This is a genomic window from Buttiauxella sp. AC142, from assembly GCF_979253435.1.
The window spans coordinates 3,332,402-3,355,095 of the sequence record NZ_CEEDCH010000001.1 but is presented as its reverse complement, the minus strand read 5'-3'; the positions used below and the strand labels follow the sequence as shown (position 1 = coordinate 3,355,095).

Here is a 22,694-nt window from a genome sequence, read left to right as displayed (position 1 = left end):
GGGATCAAACCTGAATAATCTGGAACGGCCATGTCAGAACTCAAAAACGAACTTGAAACGCTGCTTGAGCAGGCTGCCACTGAACCTGCTCACCGCCCGGCATTCTTTCGCGTATTACTGGAATCCACCGTATGGGTGCCCGGTACCGCCGCTGAAGGCGAAGCCATTGATGCCGATAGTGCCGTTGAATTACAGCACTGGGAAAAAGACGATGGCACCTCAGTCATTCCGTTCTTCACCTCAGTTGAAGCGCTGCAACAAGCTATCAGCCACGAGCAGGCATTTGTCGTAATGCCAGTGCGCACGCTATTTGAAATGACGCAGGGCGCGACATTATTCCTGAATGCGAAACTGCCAACCGGCAAAGAATTTACTCCACGCGAAATTACCCATTTGATCAGCGATGAAAGCGATCCTTTAACCCAGCAGGAAGTGCTGGATGGCGGGACTTCTTTGCTGCTTTCCGAAGTGGCTGAACCGCCTGCACAAATGGTTGACTCGCTCACGACGCTGTTTAAAAACCTGAAAACCGTGAAGCGCGCGTTTATTTGTTCCATCAAAGAGCGAGCAGACGAGCAGCCTAACTTATTGATTGGTATTGAAGCAGAAGGGGATATCGAAGCGATTATTCGCCAGGCGGGAAGTGTCGCGACCGATACTTTACCGGGCGATGAACCCGTTGATATTTGTCAGGTTGTCGAAGGCGAAAAGGGCATCAGCCACTTTATGATGGCGCACATTACGCCATTCTATGAGCGCCGCTGGGGAAGCTTCCTGCGCGATTTCAAAACCAACCGCATTATTTGATGACTTATGCTGTTGCTTGCAGCAGCAGTAAATCAATCAGCATCACCAAGTTTGATTCAAAAGACGTAATCCCTGCGGCTTCGGCCGCATAATGGATCGCCTCGTCATACAGAGAAAAATGCACATCGGCCAGTTCAGACAAACTGTTTGGCGATGCTCGCGTGAACGCCACAATCGACATCCCCACATTTTGCGCAATCCGCGCCTTATCCAAAACCTGCTCGGTTTCACCGCTGCGTGAAATGGCGATAAAAACCTCATATTTAGAGGCATTACTCAGGAAAATTCCCCGGCTATCGCCAGGCCCGGAAATGAACGCCGTTTTACCCAATACCTGAAGTTTTTTGGTCAGGTATTCGGCGAATAGATACGAAAACCCGGCACCATACAAAAAGAAGCTCTCTTTTTCACGCAGTAGCGTGGCGAACTGCGCCATTAATTCCGGCGTTACCCATCGGAACGTCTGGCGGTAATTCTCCACGAACTGGTCAAACAGAATCGGCAGCGTGGCGGCGGGTTGTGCCGGTTGATTGGCGATATGCGGCGTGCTGGAAAGCAGTTGTTTGCAGTGCCAGATAAACTCGCTAAAACCACTAAATCCGAGCTTCTGGCACAGCCGCATTATGGTCGCGCTGGAAACAAACGTCGCGTGGGCAAGTTCCCGTACCGTAATATTCCCCACCAGCAATGGGTGGTTAGTCAGGTGCGAGAGCACGCGATACTCAGCGCGGGTCAATGAATCCCCGCGTTCAAGCAAACCGACCAGGCGGTTATCCATTATTGCGCTTGTGCCGGTTCAACGGGTAAATCAGAGCGTGCTCCCCATTCACTCCAGGAACCGTCGTACAGTGAAACACCGTTAACGCCAAGTGTGGTTAATGCCAGAACAACTACGGCGGCCGTTACGCCTGAGCCGCAACTTGCAATAATCGGCTTATCAAAGCTGACGCCCTGACGGGTGAATATTTCGTTCAAGTCGTCGGTGGTTTTCAGTTGGCCGTTTTCTACCAGGTCATTCCATGGAACGTTGAACGCACCAGGAATATGCCCGCGTCGCAAACCTGGACGAGGTTCATCGACTTGCGCGTTAAAACGCGGAGCAGGGCGGGCATCGACAATTTGTGCCGTTCCTTCATGGCTGACCAGCAAAACATCGGTCAGACGTTTAATGACCATTGGGTCGAAATTCACGTCGAATTCACCCTCCGGCAATTCAACATCACCTTGCTGAAGAGGCAATTCTTCGCGCAGCCAGTCGGCCAGGCCGCCTGCCAGAATAGAGACATTTTCCACACCAAAAGTCCGCAGCATCCACCATGCACGAGGTGCGGAGAACAAGTTGCCTTCATCGTAAACCACCAGATGTTTATCACTGCTGACACCCAGCTCTCTCATGGCGACAGCAAAGGCCTCAGCGCGAGGCATCATGTGGGGCAGGGGACTGGTGTGGTCGGAAAGGGCTTCGATATCGAAAAATACCGCACCAGGCAGATGGCCGGCACGGTATTCGCCAGCGACATCACGATGCTCCTGGCCCGGAGGCAACATGCGAGCATCAATAATCTGGATATTTTCGTCATTAATATGTTCTGCGAGCCAGTCGCCCGCAACGAAGAAAGTGGTGGACATGGTTGCCTCCGAATCGTCAATTGATATCCCCTTCATACTTCAAGCTACATCTTCGTTGGCTGCGTTCACTCACCCAAATCACTTAGTTTACTAAGCTCCTTGGGATTCTTTCACTTGCCGCCTTGATGCAACTCGAATTATTTTGGGGCTAACGGATTGTCGGTGTTTTTCACCAAACCGACAAGCAACCATGTTTACTGCTGCGAAGTGCGCCGTAAATATTAGATAAAGTTACGCTTTCACGGTTTCGCCATCTTTCCACGCTTGCTGTAACTGCGGCCAATAATCGCGGTTTGCTTCAATCATATCGTCGAGAATTGCTTTTGCATGCTGCATTGTCGGCACGGTGCGGTTAAGAGTAAACGCCTGCAATGCTTTCTCGTAGCTGCCTTCGATGGTGGCTTCAACCAGCAGTTGTTCAGAGGCTAACTGTTGCATGAGCAGTGTCTGATGGAACAGCGGAACCGCGCCCATGCGCACAGGTTCTGGCCCTTCCGAAGTGATGTAAGCCGGAACTTCAACCATTGCATCATATGGCAGGTTGGCAATCGCCCCTTTGTTTTCCACAATCACCAGATGGCGCTGGCGCAAATCAAAGGCCAGCGAACAGGCGACGTCAACGATAAACGCCCCATGCACACCAACGTGGAACGCATCCGGCAAAATACCGGTTTTTTTATACTCGTCGGCGGCAGCAAACAGTTTCTTCTCGCGCCCATCCATCACTTCGTTGGCGCGAGTGTAATCAGGGTTTTGGTGCTCAACGATGTCGTTTGGCATCAGGTAATACTGCAAATATGGGTTCGGCAGGAATTCCGGGAAATGGTCCATAATCGGTTTGATATGACGCCAGGTTTTCACCCATGAAGGATCCGAATGCTGCGGATCGGTTTGCGCGGCGTCTTCCGTCAGCAGGCCAAACTTAGCGATATGGCGGCGCAACTCCGGCAGGCGATCTTCACCATCAACCAGCACACGGGTAAACCAGCCGAAATGGTTCAAACCGAAGTAATCGACTTCCAGCTTGTGGCGATCCACACCAAGAATGGCACCCATATTACGCATGGCGGCGACGGGCATATCACAAATGTTCAACACGCGTGCTTTCGGGCGCAGGCGTCGCACGCCTTCTGCGACAATCGCCGCCGGGTTGGAATAGTTCACAATCCACGCTTTTTGATGGGCGTAACGTTCAACAAAATCGCAAAGCTCGACCATCGGCAAAATAGTGCGCAAACCGTATGCCAGCCCACCAGGGCCACAGGTTTCTTGCCCGACAACACCATGGCGGAGTGGAATCTTTTCATCCTGCTCACGCATCTTATATTGCCCGACGCGCATTTGAGCGAAGACGAAATGAGCTCCGCTAAACGCCACTTCCGGGTCGGTGGTGACGGTAAATTTAATGCTTTGGCTGTGGTCACGAATGACTTTCTCAACCACCGGCGCAATCACTGACTGGCGCTCACCATCAATATCGTAGAGGCGAATTTCAGCTAACGGGAAATCGGCCAGGCGCACCATCAGGCTTTTAACAATGCCCGGCGTGTAAGTACTACCGCCACCGGCAATGGACAAAATAAATGGGGGTTTAAACATCATTGACTCCTTTAGAGAAACGTCTCTACTGCTTCACGCATTTTTTTGACATGTAGCCCGTAGACCACCTGAACGTTATTACCTTGTTTAATCACCCCTTTAGCACCAGTCGATTTCAGGCGGGGCTCGTCGATAGCTGAGACATCGCACACCGTAACTCGCAGGCGGGTGTAACAGTTGTCGACCACTTCAATATTTGCGCGGCCACCGAGGCCTTCGATAATTGCTTCACCCAAGCCATCGTTGCTGCCTTTGGCTTGATATTCTTGTTTGCTATACAGTTTTGTCTCTTCGTCATCGCTTTCACGGCCTGGTGTTTTCATATCGAAACGGCGAATCAGGAAGCGGAACACCACGAAATAAATCACCGACATCGTGAGCCCAACAGCGATGTACATCGGCCAGTTGGACTTCTCCGTGCCTAGCGGCAGGTTATAAAGAATGAAATCGATAATGCCGTTTGCGCCGATGGCGTGAACGCCCAGCAGATAGAACAGCATCATGCCTATGCCGGTCAGAACCGCATGTACGCCGAACAGCAGCGGAGCGACAAACAGGAAGGAAAATTCCAGCGGCTCGGTCACACCAACCAGCATCGACGTTAGCGCAGCGGGAATCAGAATCGCTTTGGCTGCGGCTTTACGCTCGGGTTTTGCAGTCATATACATGGCGAGAGCGGCGGCAGGCAGACCGAACATTTTGCTAATGCCTCGTGCATCCCACACCACGGTGCTGCTAAGTTGATGGACGCTCGGGCAGGCCATTTCTGCGAAGTAAATATTGCGCGCGCCCTGGTAAACGCTGCCGCAAACATCGGCCGTGCCGCCTAATTCGGTATACAAGAAGGGGGTATAAACCAGGTGATGCAGACCTGTTGGCACCAGAATGCGTTCCAGGAAACCGTAGATGGCAACGCCAAACGCCCCGGCACCTTTAATCGCCAGCGCCAGAGCGCTGATGCCATGCTGAGCAAACGGCCAGAGTTCGCTCATGACCACGCCGAGCAACATCGACACGGGCAGCATAATAATGGCGACAAAACAGTGGCCTGAGTAAATCGCCATTGCCCCGGAAAACTGTACGCTGGAATAGCGGTTGTACAGATATCCCGATAATGCTCCCGTCAGGATACCGGCGAAAACGCCCATCTCAAGCACTTGCACACCGAGCACCATGCTTTGCCCGGCGGCACGCATTTGGTCGGCTGGTGCTAACTCGCCCTGCAATTGCAACGTTACGTTCATCGCATTAATGAAGACGATAAACGTGACCAGGCCAATCAAAGCCGCATAGCCTTTGTCTTTTGCTGCAAGACCAATGGGAATACCAACGCCAAATACCAGCGCCAGATTTGCCAGCACCGAAACGGCAGATTTAGAAATCAGAACGCCGGTATGTTGAATCGAAGGATGGCCGAGAAAAGGTAAATATTCAGCGAGATTACCGTTGCCCAATACATTACCAAACGCGATAAATAAACCGACGATCGGCAAAATAAGCACTGGGCCATAGAGCGATTTTCCGAAATTTTGTAGGGCGTTAACGGCACTTTTCATTTAGCAGTCTCTTATTATCACTTTGGCTAAACACCGCGTTGGGGCAGCGACTCAGCATGAAATGTAGCAATAATATGAACTGGTGATCTATCTATCTTATTGTTTTAAAAACAAATGACTCAGAAGGTAACATGTAACCTTTCAGGGCGTGATCGGGCTTCCACTTTGAAACCGAACGCGGAGTGAAAGCGTTGCAAAAATAATCTTTTCCTTTGCGAGAAATACCGCAATGCAGAATCTTCATACTTTCGTTTTTTTAATGTACCCGCATAATAGAAGTAATACTGGATGGACTAATGGGCCATATTGGCCAGGGATAAAGCATGAGAATAATACGTCTGGGCGCGCTGGCTGCGACTCTGCTGGCTGCACTGTCTCTTTCTGGGTGCGACAATAACGATAAACCGCAGGCGGTGGATCAAGGTCATTCCTCGACCCAACAACCTGTTGAAAAAGCGGCAAAACCAGATGCCTCTCAACTTGAAAAGCTGGCGAAGAATTCTGCGGGCAAACCGCTGAACTTGCTGGACGCTTCGGAAGTACAGCTCGATGGCGCAAGTACGCTGGTTCTCACATTTTCTATTCCGTTAGACCCCAACCAGGATTTCTCACGCGTGGCGCATTTGGTGGATAAAACCAGCGGTAAAGTCGATGGGGCCTGGGAAATTTCCACAAACCTCAAAGAATTACGTCTGCGCCATCTTGAACCCAAACGCGAATTAATACTCACGGTTGATAGCGGGCTAATTGCCTTAAATAAAGCGACCTTCGACAGGAATTTTGAGAAGAAAATCTCAACCCGTGATATTCAGCCGAGCGTTGGTTTTGCCAGTCGCGGCTCCTTACTGCCTACTAAGGTGATCGCCGGTTTACCCGTAATGGCGTTAAACGTTGATAAAATTGACGTCAATTTCTACCGTATAAAAAGTGAATCATTGGGCTCCTTTATCAGCCAGTGGCAGTACCGAAATTCCGTGTCTAACTGGGAGTCTGATAATTTACTCAAGCTTGCAGACCTGGTGTACACCGGACGGTTTGATCTCAACCCCGCTCGCAATACCCGAGAAAAACTACTCTTGCCGTTAGGCGAAATTAAGCCGCTGCAAGCGCCTGGTGTCTATATCGCCATCATGAATCAGGCTGGGCATTACAGTTACAGCAATGCGGCAACGTTGTTCACCCTGAGCGACATTGGTATCTCGGCGCACCGTTACCACAACCGTTTAGATGTGTTTACGCAGAGTCTGGAAAACGGGGCGGCGCAATCCAGTGTAGAAATCACATTGCTCAATGAGAAAGGGCAAACCGTGGCTCAAGCTAAGAGCGACGGTGATGGCCATGCCACGCTTGAAAAAACCGATAAAGGGACGTTATTGCTGGCGCGTACCGCTGAGCAAACCACCATGCTTGATTTGAGCCGCCCGGCGCTGGACCTGGCTGAATTTAACATTGCCGGTGAGACTGGCTTTAGCAAACAGTTCTTTATGTTTGGTCCTCGTGATTTGTATCGTCCGGGTGAAACAGTGTTGGTGAATGCCCTGCTGCGTGACAGCGATGGTAAAGTCCTTCCTGAGCAACCTGTAAAACTGGAAGTGGTAAAACCTGACGGCCAGGTTGCCAGAACGCAAGTCTGGAAACCTGAAAATGGCCTGTATCAGTTTAGCTATCCATTGAATCAAGATGTCCAGACCGGCAACTGGCAAGTCCGTGTGAATACGGGTGACAACCAGCCACGTATCTGGACATTTAAAGTCGAAGACTTCATGCCTGAGCGTATGGCGCTCAACATCACCAACAGTAAACAACCCGTAAGCCCAGATGAATCTGTGAGCTTCCAGATTGCCGGGCGTTATTTATATGGCGCGCCTGCCTCCGGGAATAACCTGCAAGGCCAGCTGTTCTTACGCCCATTGCGTGAAGCTGTGGCGGCTTTACCGGGATTCCAGTTTGGTGACGTAAACGAAGAAAATCTCACCCGTAACCTGGATGAAGTCCAGCTCCAGCTTGACGAGCAGGGCAAAACAACGGTCAGCACAGACAGCCAATGGTCTGATGTTCATTCACCGTTAAAGCTGGTGCTGCAAGCAAGTTTGCTGGAGTCCGGCGGCCGCCCGGTCACGCGACGTGCTGAGCAAGCAATCTGGCCTGCCGAAGCGCTGCCTGGTATTCGCCCTCAGTTTGCCAGTAAAGAAATATACGATTACCGCACCGATAGCACCCGCACTCAACCGATCGTCGACGAAGATACCAACGCGGGTTTTGACATTGTCTATGCCAATGTAAAAGGTGAAAAACTGGCGGTTTCTGGCCTCGATGTCCGGCTGATTCGCGAACGTCGCGATTACTTCTGGAGTTGGGAAGAGGGTCAAGGCTGGCAGTCGCAGTATGACCAAAAAGATTTAGTAGAAGCGGAACAAAAAATGGATCTCGCGGCGGGCGAAACAGGCAAAGTAGCCTTCCCGGTTGAGTGGGGTTCTTACCGTCTTGAAGTGCGCGACACCGAAAACGATATCATAAGCAGTATCCGTTTTTGGGCAGGTTACAGCTGGCAAGATAATAGCGACGGGGAAGGTGCTGTCCGTCCTGACCGCGTCACGTTGAAAATTGACAAGCCGAGCTACAAAGCAGGCGACACTATCAATCTGCATATCTCTGCTCCGGCAGCAGGTAAAGGCTACGCGATGGTGGAGTCCAGCGATGGTCCGTTGTGGTGGAAGGAAATTGATGTGCCAGAAAAAGGGCTGGATATTGAAATTCCAGTCGACAAAAACTGGCAGCGCCATGACTTGTATTTGAGCACGCTGGTCATTCGCCCGGGTGATAAAAACCGCGCTGCAACGCCGAAACGCGCTGTGGGGATTTTACATCTGCCGCTAGGTGATGAAAGCCGCCGCCTGGCGCTCGAGCTAGATGCTCCGGCCAAAATGCGCCCTAACCAAAACCTCACGGTGAAAGTCAAAACTAAGGCGATTAATGGCGTCATGCCGAAGCAAATTAACGTGCTGGTTTCAGCCGTTGATAGCGGTGTGCTGAATATTACCGACTACAAAACACCGGATCCATGGGACGCTTTCTTTGGTCGCAAGCGTTACGGCGCGGATCTATACGATATCTATGGTCAGGTAATTGAAGGTGAAGGGCGTTTGGCTGCATTGCGCTTTGGTGGTAGCGGCGACGAAGGTGATGAACTCAGCCGTGGCGGTAAAAAACCGGTAAATCATGTCACTATCATTGCGCAGCAAGCTCAACCGGTGCAATTGAACGATAAAGGCGAAGGGACTGTCTCCCTGCCAATTGGCGATTTTAATGGGGAACTGCGCGTGATGGCGCAAGCCTGGACCGACGATCATTTTGGCAATAGCGAAGATAAAGTCGTCGTCGCCGCACCGCTGGTGACTGAGCTTGCAGCTCCGCGCTTTATGGCGAGTGGGGATACCAGTCGCTTAGCGATGGATCTCACTAACCTGACCGATAAACCACAGCAACTGAGTATCAACCTCAGTGCCAGTGGCTTGATTGCCCTGGATTCCGCACCGTCGCAGACGGTGCAACTGCTTCCTGGTGCACGTAAAACGTTGTTTGTTTCGGTACGTGGGTTGCAGGGTTTTGGGGATGGTCAGCTAGAGGCGCAAATCAGCGGCCTTAATCTGCCAGGCGAAACGCTGCCAGCTATTCAGAAACAATGGAAACTCGGGGTTCGTCCTCCTTTCCCGGCACAAAATATCAATAGCGGTGCAGTGCTGACTCCGGGCGAAGTATGGGATATTCCGCCGCAGCATATTTCAGGATTAGCTCCCGCAACACTTGAAGGACAAGTGCTGCTCAGTGGGCGTCCGCCGCTGAACCTGGCACGCTATATCCGTGAACTTAAAGCGTATCCATATGGCTGCCTTGAACAAACAACCAGCGGGCTTTTCCCATCGCTTTATACCAATCAGGCACAGTTAGCGTCTCTGGGAATCAAAGGAACCACGGATGAACAGCGTCGCGCTGCAATCGATCTGGGAATCTCGCGTCTGTTGGATATGCAACGCGACGACGGTAGTTTTGGCCTGTGGGATAAAGAGGGGCCGGAGGAATACTGGTTAACCGCTTATGTTACTGATTTCCTGGTGCGTGCCAGTGAGCAAGGATACAGCGTAAATACCGATTCCCTGAACAAAGCTAACCAGCGCCTGCTGCGTTATCTTCAGGATTCGGGGCTGATTGCGCTGCGTTACAGCGATGATGCTGCTGCCAGTAAATTCGCTGTGCAGGCTTATGCCGGGCAAGTGCTTGCACGTCAGCAAAAAGCACCATTAGGCGCGCTTCGTGAACTGTGGTCACGCCATGACAGGGCGCGTGCTGGTTTACCTTTAGTGCAACTGGGTGTGGCGCTGAAACTAATGGGCGATGCGCCACGTGGTGACCAGGCTATCACTTTAGGACTGAAAACCAATCGTAGCGACGAACGTATCTGGATGGCTGACTACGGCAGCGAACTGCGTGATAAAGCCATGGAGTTGAGTCTTCTGGAAGAGAACAAATTGCTGCCAGAGCAGCAAAATCAATTGCTGATGGAGCTTTCTAATCTTGCTTACAGCCAACGCTGGCTTTCCACTCAGGAAAGTAACGCGCTGTTCCTGGCAGGTCGTAACTGGCAAACAGCGAAAGGTGACTGGCAATCGCAGGTGTCATTTATTGCTGAGCCGCTGGCGGGCACGCAGTCCATCACGCGTAATTTGAATGCCGAGCAGCTCGCAGGGTTGCAGGTTACTAACACCGGTGCGGGTAATTTATACCTGCGTTTAGACAGTGTGGGTTATCCGCAGCAGGCTCCGGCACCTTACAGCAACGTTTTGCATATTGAGCGTCAGTTCCTGGATGCAAAAGGCAATCGTAAATCATTGTCTGAACTGAAAAGTGGCGAGCTAGTGATGGTCTGGCTGGATGTTTGGGCGGATAAAAATGTGCCGGATGCGTTAGTTGTTGATCTGTTACCAGCAGGTCTTGAACTCGAAAACCAGAACCTTTCTGAAAGCAGTGCCAGCCTGAGTGATAGTGATAATCAGGTTCAGGGTTTACTGAATCAGATGCAGCAGGCTGACATTCAACATATGGAATTCCGTGACGATCGCTTTGTTGCCGCATTGCCGCTTAACGAAAGCCAACATGCGACCCTGGTTTACCTTGCTCGTGCTGTCACACCGGGAACCTACCATGTCCCTGTATCACAAGTTGAATCAATGTATGTGCCGCAATGGCGGGCAACGGGAGCCAGCACCGGTATGCTGACTATACATCCGTAAAAGGCTAAACAAAGTGCGAAAGCCTTTACGCTGGCGGCACCGCTATCTATTCGTGGTGCTGCCACTCGTTTTATTGCTGGGTATTTGGCTGGCGGACAGGCTTTGGCCGCTACCGCTTTCTCAGGCAAATCCAGCGCGAGTTGTGGTCGCGGCGGATGGCACTCCGCTGTGGCGCTTTGCCGATGAGAATGGCATCTGGCGCTATCCAGTCACCGTTAGCGATGTTTCCCCCGTTACCTCGAAGCCTTGATCAATTATGAGGATCGCTGGTTTTGGGATCACCCGGGGATCAATCTGCTGTCGATAATTCGTGCTGCCTGGCAAGATCTTCTCAGTGGTAAAGTGATTTCTGGTGGCAGCACGTTGACCATGCAAGTGGCTCGTTTGCTTGATCCGCATCCTCGAACATTGGGTGGCAAAGTTCGGCAGGTATGGCGAGCGTTGCAACTTGAGTGGTATCTCTCAAAAGAACAAATCCTCACGCTTTATCTGAATCGTGCTCCTTTTGGCGGTACGTTGCAGGGCGTGGGGGCAGCCAGTTGGGTGTACCTTGGGAAATCCCCGCAGCAGTTGAGTTATGCAGAAGCCGCTTTATTGGCAGTGTTGCCGCAAGCGCCTAGTCGTTTGCGCCCTGATCGTTGGCCCGAAAGAGCACAAGCCGCGCGTAATAAAGTCCTGATGCGCATGGCGGAGCAAGCCGTCTGGGAACCGCAGCAGGTAAAAGAATCCCTTGAAGAACCGGTCTGGCTGGCACCAAGACAGATGCCACAGCTGGCGCCATTGCTTTCGCGTTATCTGGTGAGCCGCAGCAAAGCGCAGAAAATAACGACCACGCTCGATGCGCCGTTGCAGCGCCAACTCGAAGAACTGGCTCTGAACTGGAAAGCGCAGCTTCCTCCACGCTCGTCTCTCGCGATACTGGTCGTTGACCACACTACTATGGAGGTTCGCGGTTGGGTTGGCTCGGTTGATATTAATGATCAAAGCCGTTTCGGGCATGTAGATATGGTGACGGCCATTCGCTCACCCGGCTCGGTATTAAAACCCTTTGCCTATGCTCTTGCGCTGGACGATGGCCTGATTCACCCCACGTCATTGTTACAGGATGTTCCCCGGCGCTTTGGCGATTATCGCCCTGGAAATTTTGACACTGGCTTTCATGGCCCGGTCAGCATGAGCGAAGCGTTAGTGCGCTCGCTTAATCTTCCGGCTGTGCAGGTTCTTGAGGCGTATGGTCCAAAACGCTTTGCTGCACAATTGCGTAATGTGGGGTTGGACCTGCGTTTTCCGGCTGGAAGTGAGCCTAATCTTTCGTTGATTCTGGGTGGCGGCGGCGCTCGTCTGGATCAGATTGTTGCAGCCTATAGCGCCTTTGCACGCCATGGCCGTGCCGCACAGTTGCGCTTGCAGCCCGGACAACCACTCGTTGAACGGCCATTGATGTCTGCCGGAGCGGCCTGGATTATTCGTCGAGTTCTGGCTGGTGAAGCACAACCGCAACCGGACGCAACATTACCTGCTGTCGTGCCGCTGGCATGGAAAACGGGTACCAGTTATGGCTACCGCGATGCGTGGGCTATCGGGATCAATCCTCGCTATCTGATTGGTATCTGGACCGGACGCCCGGACAGCACGCCGGTTGCAGGGCAGTTCGGAACGGGCAGTGCAATTCCGCTGTTAAACCAGGTGAACAATTTGCTGCAAGCCAGTTCCGCCGTGCAGAAGGCGCGTCTGCCGGTTGATCCTCGTCCGGCCTCCGTTTCTGAAGGGCAAATTTGTTGGCCGGGTGGGCAAAATCTGGCTGCCGGAGACAACAATTGCCGACGCAGATTAACCAGTTGGTTGCTGGAGAATAGCCAACCGCCCACGCTTGAAGCGCCGGGACAAGAGGGCGTGCAGGGCGCAAGAAAGGTTGTCTGGTTGGATGATAACGGTAAACAGGTAGCTGCTGATTGCCCGGGCGCGAAACAACAAACTATCTCTTTGTGGCCGTTGCCGCTTGAGCCGTGGTTGCCCGCAAGTGAAAGAAGGTCTGCGCGTTTACCGCCGGTTTCAGAGCAATGTCCTCCGCAGCAGAAAGATGAAGTTACGCCTTTATTGTTGTTAGGGGTTCGTGAGGGCGCTATTTTGAAGCGCCTGCCTGGAGAATTACGCTTAGTGCTTCGTCTTAGCGCTCAAGGTGGGCAAGGAAAACGCTGGTGGTTTTTGAATGGCGAACCGGTGGGTGACAATAGCAATGGAATCGCGTTGGATCTGGTTAAACCAGGGGCGTATCAGGTTTTAGCTCTTGATGAGGCGGGGCAGATAGCGGCCGCTCATTTCACGTTGCAATGAGCTAATAGCCTAATTTTTAGGCTTTCGCATTGAAAATGTTGCTGACATTCATCTTATTTTAAAAAAATGTTATCTGCATCCATAGGCAATGCGAGACTTGCTCATTATAATCGGCGCCAAATCATAACCGGTTATCCCATCAGGGACCGGGCAAACAGAACAGACACAGAGGTAATCATGGCTATTGAACGTACTTTTTCCATCATCAAACCAAACGCGGTGGCAAAAAACGTTATTGGTAACATTTATGCTCGTTTTGAATCCGCAGGGTTTAAGATTGTTGGCGCAAAAATGCTGCACCTGACTTCTGAGCAGGCTCAGGGTTTCTATGCTGAGCACGAAGGCAAACCTTTCTTTGATGGCCTGGTTGCGTTCATGACTTCCGGTCCAATCATGGTTAGCGTACTGGAAGGCGAAAATGCCGTTCAGCGTCACCGTGATATTCTGGGTGCAACTAACCCAGCAAACGCGCTGGCTGGGACTCTGCGTGCAGATTACGCTGATAGCTTCACCGAGAACGGCACACACGGTTCTGATTCTGTAGAGTCAGCGGCTCGTGAAATTGCTTATTTCTTCGCTGAAGGCGAAGTTTGCCCGCGTACTCGCTAATAAGCATTAACTGTTAAGCGACAGTTACATTTTATTTGTATGTACTTCGCTTTCAGTCATGGCATCTGTGCCATAGAATTTGTACAATGCTGCGCCCCGGACGAGCCTGCTCTCCGGGGCGTATCTTTTTTTAACCCACCTGGGGCCGTAACGTGTAACAACGAGGCCGGAAGAAAATATGTCAGAGCAAATTGTCAATCCTGAGACACCCGTTTCAGTCGTTTCCAACAAGTCAGAAAAAATTAATCTGTTGGATCTAAACCGCCAGCAACTGCGTGAGTTCTTCGCTGAAATGGGCGAAAAACCATTCCGCGCCGATCAAGTCATGAAATGGATGTATCACTATTGCAGTGATGACTTCGATGATATGACTGACATCAATAAAGTTCTGCGTAACAAACTCAAAGAAGTTGCTGAGATCCGTGCACCGGAAGTCGCTGAAGAACAGCGTTCTGCTGATGGCACCATTAAATGGGCTATCAGGATTGCCGATCAGCTGGTAGAAACCGTGTATATCCCGGAAGAAGACCGCGCCACACTGTGTGTTTCTTCACAAGTAGGTTGTGCTCTGGAATGCAAATTCTGTTCTACGGCTCAGCAGGGCTTTAACCGTAACCTGCGTGTTTCTGAAATCATCGGTCAGGTCTGGCGTGCGGCGAAAATTATCGGTGCGCAAAAGAAAACCGGCGTTCGTCCTATCACCAACGTGGTGATGATGGGCATGGGTGAGCCGTTGCTGAACCTGAACAACGTGGTACCGGCGATGGAAATCATGCTTGATGATTTCGGTTTTGGTTTATCCAAACGTCGCGTAACGCTTTCTACTTCTGGTGTGGTTCCTGCGCTCGATAAATTGGGCGACATGATTGATGTGGCATTGGCCATTTCTCTGCATGCTCCGACCGATGATATTCGTGACGAAATCATGCCTATCAACAAAAAGTATAACATCGAGACTTTCCTGGCTGCGGTTCGCCGTTATCTGGAGAAATCCAACGCCAACCAGGGCCGTGTCACCGTAGAATACGTTCTGCTGGATCACGTTAACGATGGGACTGATCATGCGCATCAACTGGCAGAATGCCTGAAAGATACGCCATGTAAAATCAACCTGATCCCATGGAACCCGTTCCCGGGCGCACCGTATGGCCGTAGCTCCAATAGCCGTATCGACCGTTTCTCAAAAGTATTGATGAGTTATGGCTTTACGACCATCGTGCGTAAGACTCGCGGTGATGATATTGACGCAGCATGCGGTCAGTTGGCGGGTGAAGTTATCGACCGCACCAAGCGTACGTTACGTAAACGTATGCAAGGTGAACCTATTGATGTTAAAGCAGTCTGATTAGCATTCGTTTAAATCAGATTCGTGCCACGCGGTTGAATTGCTGCGTGGTGCAAAAAACACATAGTGATATCTTGCAGTTATGCAAGTTTCGCGAGTGTCTTTAAGATTAATAATTACGGTGCGTTTCACTGCCTTTTAAGGCAGTATGTAACGGTACAACAATAGTTTAGGCGCATCTATTTAAGCCATCACAGTCGCAATCCGCTGACAACATTACAAATGCTGTCTATGGTTAATTCATCAGTGATGAAGTTGTTCAGGTTAAGCGGTTCGTTTAAGTGAACAAGTTGTTTGAACTAAATGTTATGTTGTCTGAAGGTGTTGCCTTCAGAACACAAATTTGTTTCGCGGAGCGGGAGTTGTGGCGTAGCGGAAATGCTGTGCGACAAGGCTCCTGCCTAATTCCTCAATCGAACAGTTCCAGCAGTTGTAGCTAATGAATACTGAAGCCACTCACGAATCAAATGCAGCAAAAACCACGGGTGAACGTTTACGTGTTGCCCGTGAAGAACTCGGTCTTAGCCAACAAGCCGTGGCAGAACGCCTGTGCCTGAAAGTTTCTACCGTTCGGGATATTGAAGATGACAAGGCGCCAGCTGAGTTAGCATCGACCTTCCTGCGTGGTTATATCCGGTCCTATGCACGTCTGGTGCGTATCCCGGAAGAAGAACTGTTGCCAATGATGGAAAAACAAGCTCCAGTCAGAGCGGCGATTGTCGCTCCGATGCAAAGTTTTTCTCTGGGGAAACGCCGTAAGAAACGTGACGGCTGGCTGATGAGCTTTACCTGGCTCGTGTTGTTTGTTGTTGTCGGTCTGACCGGCGCCTGGTGGTGGCAAAACCATAAGGCAGCGCAGGAAGAAATCTCGACAATGGCTGATCAATCTTCAGCTGAACTTTCTGCCAGCAACAGTAACTCCCAGTCAGTTCCATTGACTACCAGCGATTCGTCTACTGCTGATACCTCTGCACAGCAACCTGTGCAGACCCCAGCACCGCAATCGACTTCTGCGACTGACCCAGCGCAAAGTCAGGCTGCGGCAGCAACGGCTCAACAAACTACCCCGGCGGACTCTTCCGCTGTGGTAGCACCAAGCCAGGCTCCAGTTGATAATGCCCAGACAACGACGCCACCGGCACCCAATACAGCTCTGCCAACTGACCAGGCTGCGGTAACCACTCCTGCGGCTGATCCTAATGCATTAGTCATGAACTTCAATGCTGATTGCTGGCTGGAAGTGACCGATGCGACGGGTAAAAAATTGTTCAGCGGTATGCAGCGTAAAGATGGCAATTTAAATTTAGCCGGTCAGGCACCGTATAAGTTGAAAATTGGTGCTCCGGCGGCAGTACAGATTCAGTTCCAGGGTAAACCTGTCGATCTGAGTCGTTTTATCAGAACTAGCCAGGTTGCACGTCTTACAGTAAGTGCTGAATAATCCAGCCTGCATGACGCGTAATTGTGGAGATTTGTAATGCATAACCAAGCCCCAATTCAACGTAGAAAATCCAAACGGATCTATGTCGGGAATGTGCCAATCGGCGACGGGGCACCGATCGCCGTCCAGTCAATGACCAACACCCGTACTACGGATGTTGAAGCCACTGTCAACCAGATCAAAGCGTTAGAAAGAGTAGGCGCCGATATCGTTCGTGTATCGGTTCCCACTATGGACGCGGCCGAAGCCTTTAAGCTGATTAAACAGCAGGTCAATGTCCCATTGGTCGCTGATATCCATTTTGACTATCGTATCGCCCTCAAAGTTGCTGAGTATGGTGTCGATTGTCTACGCATCAACCCAGGTAATATTGGCAGCGAAGAGCGTATTCGCAGCGTTGTCGATTGCGCTCGGGATAAAAACATTCCGATCCGCATCGGTGTAAATGCCGGCTCTCTGGAAAAAGATCTCCAGGAAAAATATGGCGAGCCAACGCCGCAGGCATTGTTAGAGTCAGCGATGCGCCACGTCGATCATCTGGATCGTCTTAACTTTGATCAGTTCAAAGTCAGCGTTAAAGCCTCCGATGTTTTTCTGGCGGTAGAATCCTATCGTTTACTGGCTAAGCAAATTGATCAGCCGCTGCATCTCGGGATCACCGAAGCGGGTGGCATGCGTGCAGGCTCAGTAAAATCTGCCATTGGTCTGGGCTTACTGCTTTCTGAAGGTATTGGTGACACGCTGCGCGTATCGTTAGCTGCTGATCCGGTGGAAGAAATTAAGGTCGGTTTCGATATTCTGAAATCTTTGCGCATTCGCGCTCGCGGTATTAACTTTATCGCCTGCCCAACCTGCTCGCGTCAGGAATTCGATGTTATTGGAACCGTTAACGCTCTCGAGCAGCGCCTGGAAGATATCATCACCCCAATGGATGTTTCGATCATTGGCTGTGTGGTGAACGGGCCGGGTGAAGCGTTGGTTTCCACTTTGGGTGTGACGGGTGGCAACAAGAAGAGTGGTTTTTACGAAGACGGTGTGCGTCAAAAAGAGCGAATGGATAACGACAACATGATTGCGCAGCTTGAAGCGCGTATTCGTGCCAAGGCGTCCATGCTTGATGAATCGCAGCGGATTAGTATCCAGCAGTTGGAAAAATAGTGCGAAACATGGGAAGCATTCGGCTTCCCGTGTATGATTGAACCCGCCAGACGTTTCGCTTTCGCAAACAGTCTGATTTCGGGTTCATTTTTTGTATAAATTCGGTAGAGAATAAACGTGGCAAAAAACATTCAAGCCATCCGCGGCATGAACGATTACCTGCCTGGCGAAACCGCCATCTGGCAGCGCATTGAAGGCATTCTGAAACAGGTGCTCGGCAGCTACGGTTACAGTGAAATCCGTTTGCCGATTGTAGAGCAGACCCCGTTATTCAAACGCGCCATCGGTGAAGTCACCGACGTGGTTGAAAAAGAGATGTATACCTTTGAGGACCGCAACGGCGATAGCCTGACTCTGCGTCCTGAAGGCACCGCGGGCTGCGTGCGTGCCGGTATCGAACATGGTCTTCTGTACAATCAGGAACAGCGCTTGTGGTACATCGGGCCGATGTTCCGCCATGAGCGCCCGCAAAAAGGGCGTTACCGCCAGTTCAATCAGTTGGGTGTTGAAGTCTTTGGTCTGCAAGGGCCCGATATAGATGCTGAACTAATCATGCTGACTGCGCGCTGGTGGCGTGCGCTGGGTATTGACCAGCACGTCAGCCTTGAGCTGAACTCTATTGGTTCGCTGGAAGCACGCGCTAACTATCGTGATGCGCTAGTGGCATTCCTTGAGCAGCACAAAGAAAAGCTCGACGAAGATTGCCAGCGTCGTATGTACAGCAATCCACTGCGTGTGCTCGATTCCAAAAATCCTGAAGTACAGGCACTGTTAGATGATGCGCCAACGCTTGGCGATTATCTGGACGAGGATTCTCGTGAACACTTTGCTGGCCTGTGTCAGTACCTGGATGCTGCGGGTATCGCGTATACCGTAAACCAGCGCCTGGTGCGCGGCCTGGATTACTACAACCGTACCGTTTTCGAATGGGTGACCAGCAGTCTTGGTTCTCAGGGCACCGTTTGTGCTGGTGGCCGTTACGACGGTTTAGTCGAGCAGCTCGGTGGCCGTGCAGCACCGGCAGTTGGTTTCGCAATGGGCCTTGAACGTCTTGTTTTACTGGTTCAGGCTATTAATCCTGAATTTAAAGCAGAATCTGTTGTCGATATTTACCTGATATCGTCAGGTCAGGGAACGCAAGCTGCGGCAATGTTATTCGCCGAGCAATTGCGTGACCAGGTCCCAGCTATCAAACTGATGACCAACTATGGCGGTGGCAACTTCAAGAAACAGTTCGTCCGTGCAGATAAGTGGGGCGCTCGTGCGGCTCTGGTGCTGGGTGAAACGGAAGTCGCAAATGGTCAGGTGGTCGTGAAGGATCTGCGCACAGGTGAGCAAACTACTGTTGAACAAACCAACGCGGTGGCTCATTTGCAGGCGCTACTGGGTTAATTTCCCCAGTGATTAATCGTTAAGGAGAAGGACTGCGTGGAAATTTACGAAAACGATAACGAACAGGTTGATGCGGTAAAACGCTTCTTTGCTGAAAATGGCAAAGCGCTGGTTGTGGGTGTCGTACTGGGTATTGGCGCACTGGTTGGCTGGCGTTACTGGAACAGCCATCAAGCTGAAAGCGTAATGGCTTCTTCTCTTGAATACCAAACAGTGACAGATGCTGTGCGCGCAGATAATCCTGCCACACTGGCTGCCGCTGAGAAATTCGCAGCCGGCACAAAAAATACTTATGGTGCTCTGGCAGCACTGGAATTAGCGCAGAAGTATGCTGATAACAATGACCTTGCGAAAGCGGCAGCTCAGCTGCAGCAAGGTCTTGCCAACACAACTGATGAAAACCTGCAGGCGTTGATCAACGCACGTCTGGCGCGTGTTCAAATTCAACAGAAGCAATCTGATGCGGCGCTGAAAACCCTCGACAGCATTAAAGGTGAAGGTTGGGTAGCGATTGTTGCTGATTTGCGCGGTGAAGCGCTACTCAGCAAAGGGGATAAGCAAGGTGCACGCGATGCGTGGAGCAAAGGCTCAAACACTGATGCTTCTCCAGCCCTGCGCGAAATGATGCAGATGAAAATTAATAATTTGTCGAGCTAAGAGGGACCCGATGCAATTGCGTAAACTACTTGTACCAGGGCTGATTTCTCTGACGCTGCTCAGCGGTTGTTCACTGTTTAGCGGTGAAGAAGACGTGGTTAAAATGTCTCCACTGCCGACAGTTGAAAACCAGTTTGAACCTGAAAAAACATGGAGCACTTCTGTTGGTAGCGGCATTGGTGATTTTTATTCCAATCTGCACCCAGCGTGGCAGGACGGCAACGTTTATGCCGCTGACCGCCGTGGCACCGTTAAAGCCGTAAACGCGGACGACGGTAAAGAAGTCTGGTCCGTCGATCTCTCTGAAAAAACGAATTTCTATTCCAGCAACCTTCCGGCACTGCTTTCTGGTGGCGTAACGGTTGAAGGTGCGCACGTTTACGTCGGCAGTGAAAAAGCACAGGTTTATGCGCTTAATACCTCTGATGGTAGTATTGCGTGGCAAAGCAAAGCGGCTGGCGAAGTCCTTTCTCGCCCGGTTGTGAGCGACGGTTTAGTTCTGGTTCACACCAGCAACGGCCAGCTCCAGGCATTTGATGAAGCTGACGGTGCGGTGAAATGGACCGTAAACCTGGATATGCCAGCGCTTTCCCTGCGCGGCGAATCAGCTCCAGCAGTAGCGTTTGGTGCAGCTATTGTCGGTGGCGATAACGGACGTGTCAGCGCTGTGTTGATGAAACAAGGTCAGCTGATTTGGCAGCAACGTATTTCTCAGGCAACTGGTGCGACTGAAATCGACCGTCTGAGCGATGTTGATACCACGCCAGTTATCGTGAATGGTGTTGTATATGCATTGGCATATAACGGCAACCTGACTGCGCTGGACTTACGTTCGGGTCAGGTCATGTGGAAACGTGAACTGGGTTCAGTGAACGATTTCATCGTGGATGCGAACCGCATTTTCCTCGTCGATCAGAATGACCGCGTTGTGGCATTAAACGCTGATGGCGGCGTGACTCTGTGGACGCAAAGCGATTTGCTGCACCGTAATTTGACCTCTCCTGTTCTGTACAACGGTTATCTGGTTGTAGCCGACAGCGAAGGCTATATGCACTGGATCAATGCCGACGATGGTCGCTTTGTTGCTCAACAGAAAGTGGACAGCTCTGGGTTCCAGACTGAGCCCGTTGTTGCCAGCGACAAACTGTTGATTCAGGCGAAAGATGGTACGTTGTACGCTATCAAGCGTTAAACTTACCTGACGTAATAGCATGAGCGAAACGGTTCCCGTAGTCCGGGAGCCGTTTCCTGTTTTTAGAAACGACGTGAATTGACGTCGTTTTATGATGAATTTTGAGTAATGAGGCTTTTATCATGGTACCTGTGGTTGCGCTCGTCGGGCGCCCTAATGTCGGAAAATCCACGTTGTTTAACCGCTTGACGCGTACCCGAGATGCGCTGGTCGCGGATTTCCCGGGGCTGACTCGCGACCGCAAGTATGGTCGTGCTGAAGTGGAAGGTCGCGAGTTTATTGCTATTGATACCGGTGGTATTGATGGCACTGAAGATGGCGTTGAAACACATATGGCTGCGCAGTCGCTTTTAGCGATTGAAGAAGCTGATGTCGTGCTATTTATGGTTGATGCGCGTGCAGGCTTGATGCCTGCAGATGAAGCTATCGCTAAGCATTTGCGTTCACGTCAGAAGCCAACCTTCCTGGTGGCGAACAAAACAGACGGTATGGACCCCGATCAGGCGGTAATTGATTTTTACTCCCTGGGTTTAGGTGAAATTCACCCAATCGCTGCCTCTCACGGTCGCGGTGTGACAACCTTGCTGGAACACGTGCTGATTCCGTTTATCGACGATAAAAACCCGCGCGAACCAGAAGAAGAAATTGATGAAGATGCAGCCTATTGGGCGGCATTTAATGCTAAGCATGGCATTGTTCCTGAAGGTGAAGAAGAAATCGAAGAGGAAGAAGAAGAAGCCTTCAATCCTATCGATTTGCCTATCAAACTGGCTATCGTTGGCCGTCCAAACGTAGGTAAGTCAACGCTTACCAACCGTATTTTGGGTGAAGATCGTGTAGTGGTTTATGACATGCCTGGCACCACGCGTGACAGCATCTATATCCCGATGGAACGTGATGAGCGTGAATATATTCTTATCGACACCGCTGGTGTGCGTAAGCGCGGCAAAATCACTGAAACCGTTGAGAAATTCTCGGTAATCAAAACCCTGCAAGCGATTGAAGACGCTAACGTTGTTATGTTGGTGATTGATGCTCGCGAAGGTATTTCCGACCAGGATTTGTCTCTGCTCGGCTTTATCCTGAATAGTGGGCGCTCACTGGTGATTGTCGTCAACAAGTGGGACGGTCTGAGCAACGAAGTCAGAGAGCAAGTTAAAGAGACCCTGGATTACCGTCTTGGCTTTATCGACTTTGCTCGCGTGCACTTTATCTCCGCACTGCACGGCAGCGGCGTGGGTAACTTGTTCGAATCTGTTCGTGAAGCTTATGACAGCTCAACGCGTCGCGTAAGCACTGCGTTACTGACTCGCATCATGACTATGGCTGCGGAAGATCACCAGCCGCCGTTAGTTCGTGGTCGTCGCGTTAAGCTGAAATATGCGCATGCCGGTGGTTATAACCCACCAATCGTTGTGATTCACGGCAACCAGGTTAAAGACCTGCCGGATTCCTACAAGCGCTATTTGATGAACTACTTCCGCAAATCGCTGGATGTGATGGGTACGCCAATCCGTATTCAGTTTAAAGAAGGGGAGAACCCGTTTGCCAACAAACGTAACACCCTGACACCGAACCAGATGCGTAAACGTAAGCGTTTGATCAAACACATCAAGAAAAGCAAATAATTCGTAGCGAGGAGTCATCCTGGCCATAAAAAAACCCGGTTTAACCGGGTTTTTTTATC

14 protein-coding genes and 1 pseudogene are annotated in these 22,694 nt (G+C 51.0%); 11 read left to right on the top strand and 4 right to left on the bottom strand.

The features are described from left to right. Positions 1-30: 30 nt before the first annotated feature. Positions 31-807, top strand: a complete 777-nt coding sequence (gene sseB / locus AC0IWZ_RS15635; protein WP_471678960.1) for an enhanced serine sensitivity protein SseB — start codon at positions 31-33, stop codon at positions 805-807. 4 nt (positions 808-811) lie between these two features. Here the strand turns inward: sseB and AC0IWZ_RS15630 are convergent, their stop codons facing one another. The 4 genes from AC0IWZ_RS15630 to AC0IWZ_RS15615 all read right to left on the bottom strand — a co-directional run bounded on the left by AC0IWZ_RS15630 (position 812) and on the right by AC0IWZ_RS15615 (position 5,591). Continuing rightward, positions 812-1,585, bottom strand: coding sequence for a MurR/RpiR family transcriptional regulator (locus AC0IWZ_RS15630; RefSeq protein ID WP_034497691.1), 774 nt, complete (start codon positions 1,583-1,585; stop codon positions 812-814). Then, complete coding sequence (gene sseA, locus AC0IWZ_RS15625; RefSeq protein ID WP_410373480.1) at positions 1,585-2,436, bottom strand: 3-mercaptopyruvate sulfurtransferase; 852 nt, start codon at positions 2,434-2,436, stop codon at positions 1,585-1,587. The genes AC0IWZ_RS15630 and sseA overlap by 1 nt, the downstream gene beginning before the upstream one ends. Positions 2,437-2,667: 231 nt before the next feature. After that, positions 2,668-4,035 carry a 6-phospho-alpha-glucosidase gene (locus AC0IWZ_RS15620; protein ID WP_471678961.1) on the bottom strand — a complete coding sequence of 456 codons (1,368 nt, stop codon included), beginning with the start codon at positions 4,033-4,035 and terminating at the stop codon, positions 2,668-2,670. Positions 4,036-4,046: 11 nt separating this feature from the next. After that, positions 4,047-5,591, bottom strand: coding sequence for a PTS transporter subunit EIIC (locus AC0IWZ_RS15615; RefSeq protein WP_471678962.1), 1,545 nt, complete (start codon positions 5,589-5,591; stop codon positions 4,047-4,049). Positions 5,592-5,914: 323 nt separating this feature from the next. On the opposite strand from AC0IWZ_RS15615, the gene AC0IWZ_RS15610 reads away from it, so the two are divergent. The 10 genes and pseudogenes from AC0IWZ_RS15610 (at position 5,915) to der (ending at position 22,635) form a co-directional block, all read left to right on the top strand. Further along, entirely contained in the window at positions 5,915-10,879 is a 4,965-nt protein-coding gene (locus tag AC0IWZ_RS15610) for an alpha-2-macroglobulin family protein (RefSeq protein ID WP_471678963.1), read from the top strand. A gap of 52 nt (positions 10,880-10,931) precedes the next feature. Further along, positions 10,932-13,213 (top strand): annotated as a pseudogene (pbpC, locus tag AC0IWZ_RS15605) (peptidoglycan glycosyltransferase PbpC). Positions 13,214-13,390: 177 nt separating this feature from the next. Then, positions 13,391-13,822 carry a nucleoside-diphosphate kinase gene (gene ndk, locus AC0IWZ_RS15600; protein WP_034459186.1) on the top strand — a complete coding sequence of 144 codons (432 nt, stop codon included), beginning with the start codon at positions 13,391-13,393 and terminating at the stop codon, positions 13,820-13,822. Between the two features lie 178 nt (positions 13,823-14,000). Beyond that, the gene (rlmN, locus tag AC0IWZ_RS15595) at positions 14,001-15,167 is read left to right on the top strand and encodes a dual-specificity RNA methyltransferase RlmN (protein WP_034497676.1); all 1,167 of its coding nucleotides are present in this window, start codon (positions 14,001-14,003) and stop codon (positions 15,165-15,167) included. Between the two features lie 439 nt (positions 15,168-15,606). Continuing rightward, positions 15,607-16,608 carry a cytoskeleton protein RodZ gene (rodZ, locus tag AC0IWZ_RS15590; RefSeq protein ID WP_471678964.1) on the top strand — a complete coding sequence of 334 codons (1,002 nt, stop codon included), beginning with the start codon at positions 15,607-15,609 and terminating at the stop codon, positions 16,606-16,608. Between the two features lie 36 nt (positions 16,609-16,644). Next, positions 16,645-17,766: a flavodoxin-dependent (E)-4-hydroxy-3-methylbut-2-enyl-diphosphate synthase gene (gene ispG / locus AC0IWZ_RS15585; RefSeq protein WP_471678965.1), complete on the top strand. Its 1,122-nt coding sequence runs from the start codon at positions 16,645-16,647 to the stop codon at positions 17,764-17,766. A gap of 117 nt (positions 17,767-17,883) precedes the next feature. Beyond that, positions 17,884-19,158, top strand: coding sequence for a histidine--tRNA ligase (gene hisS / locus AC0IWZ_RS15580; protein WP_034497669.1), 1,275 nt, complete (start codon positions 17,884-17,886; stop codon positions 19,156-19,158). A gap of 36 nt (positions 19,159-19,194) precedes the next feature. After that, complete coding sequence (locus AC0IWZ_RS15575; protein WP_034497666.1) at positions 19,195-19,815, top strand: YfgM family protein; 621 nt, start codon at positions 19,195-19,197, stop codon at positions 19,813-19,815. A gap of 10 nt (positions 19,816-19,825) precedes the next feature. Further along, complete coding sequence (gene bamB / locus AC0IWZ_RS15570) at positions 19,826-21,007, top strand: outer membrane protein assembly factor BamB (protein ID WP_034497664.1); 1,182 nt, start codon at positions 19,826-19,828, stop codon at positions 21,005-21,007. A 122-nt stretch (positions 21,008-21,129) separates the two neighbouring features. Further along, positions 21,130-22,635 carry a ribosome biogenesis GTPase Der gene (der, locus tag AC0IWZ_RS15565; protein ID WP_034497662.1) on the top strand — a complete coding sequence of 502 codons (1,506 nt, stop codon included), beginning with the start codon at positions 21,130-21,132 and terminating at the stop codon, positions 22,633-22,635. Positions 22,636-22,694 lie beyond the last annotated feature (59 nt).

Bases quoted from the DNA above. Each gene is read 5' to 3' on its own strand.
- sseB (WP_471678960.1), top strand. From the start codon at position 31: ATGTCAGAACTCAAAAACGAACTTGAAACGCTGCTTGAGCAGGCTGCC.
- AC0IWZ_RS15630 (WP_034497691.1), bottom strand. From the start codon at position 1,585: ATGGATAACCGCCTGGTCGGTTTGCTTGAACGCGGGGATTCATTGACC.
- sseA (WP_410373480.1), bottom strand. From the start codon at position 2,436: ATGTCCACCACTTTCTTCGTTGCGGGCGACTGGCTCGCAGAACATATT.
- AC0IWZ_RS15620 (WP_471678961.1), bottom strand. From the start codon at position 4,035: ATGTTTAAACCCCCATTTATTTTGTCCATTGCCGGTGGCGGTAGTACT.
- AC0IWZ_RS15615 (WP_471678962.1), bottom strand. From the start codon at position 5,591: ATGAAAAGTGCCGTTAACGCCCTACAAAATTTCGGAAAATCGCTCTAT.
- AC0IWZ_RS15610 (WP_471678963.1), top strand. From the start codon at position 5,915: ATGAGAATAATACGTCTGGGCGCGCTGGCTGCGACTCTGCTGGCTGCA.
- ndk (WP_034459186.1), top strand. From the start codon at position 13,391: ATGGCTATTGAACGTACTTTTTCCATCATCAAACCAAACGCGGTGGCA.
- rlmN (WP_034497676.1), top strand. From the start codon at position 14,001: ATGTCAGAGCAAATTGTCAATCCTGAGACACCCGTTTCAGTCGTTTCC.
- rodZ (WP_471678964.1), top strand. From the start codon at position 15,607: ATGAATACTGAAGCCACTCACGAATCAAATGCAGCAAAAACCACGGGT.
- ispG (WP_471678965.1), top strand. From the start codon at position 16,645: ATGCATAACCAAGCCCCAATTCAACGTAGAAAATCCAAACGGATCTAT.
- bamB (WP_034497664.1), top strand. From the start codon at position 19,826: ATGCAATTGCGTAAACTACTTGTACCAGGGCTGATTTCTCTGACGCTG.
- der (WP_034497662.1), top strand. From the start codon at position 21,130: ATGGTACCTGTGGTTGCGCTCGTCGGGCGCCCTAATGTCGGAAAATCC.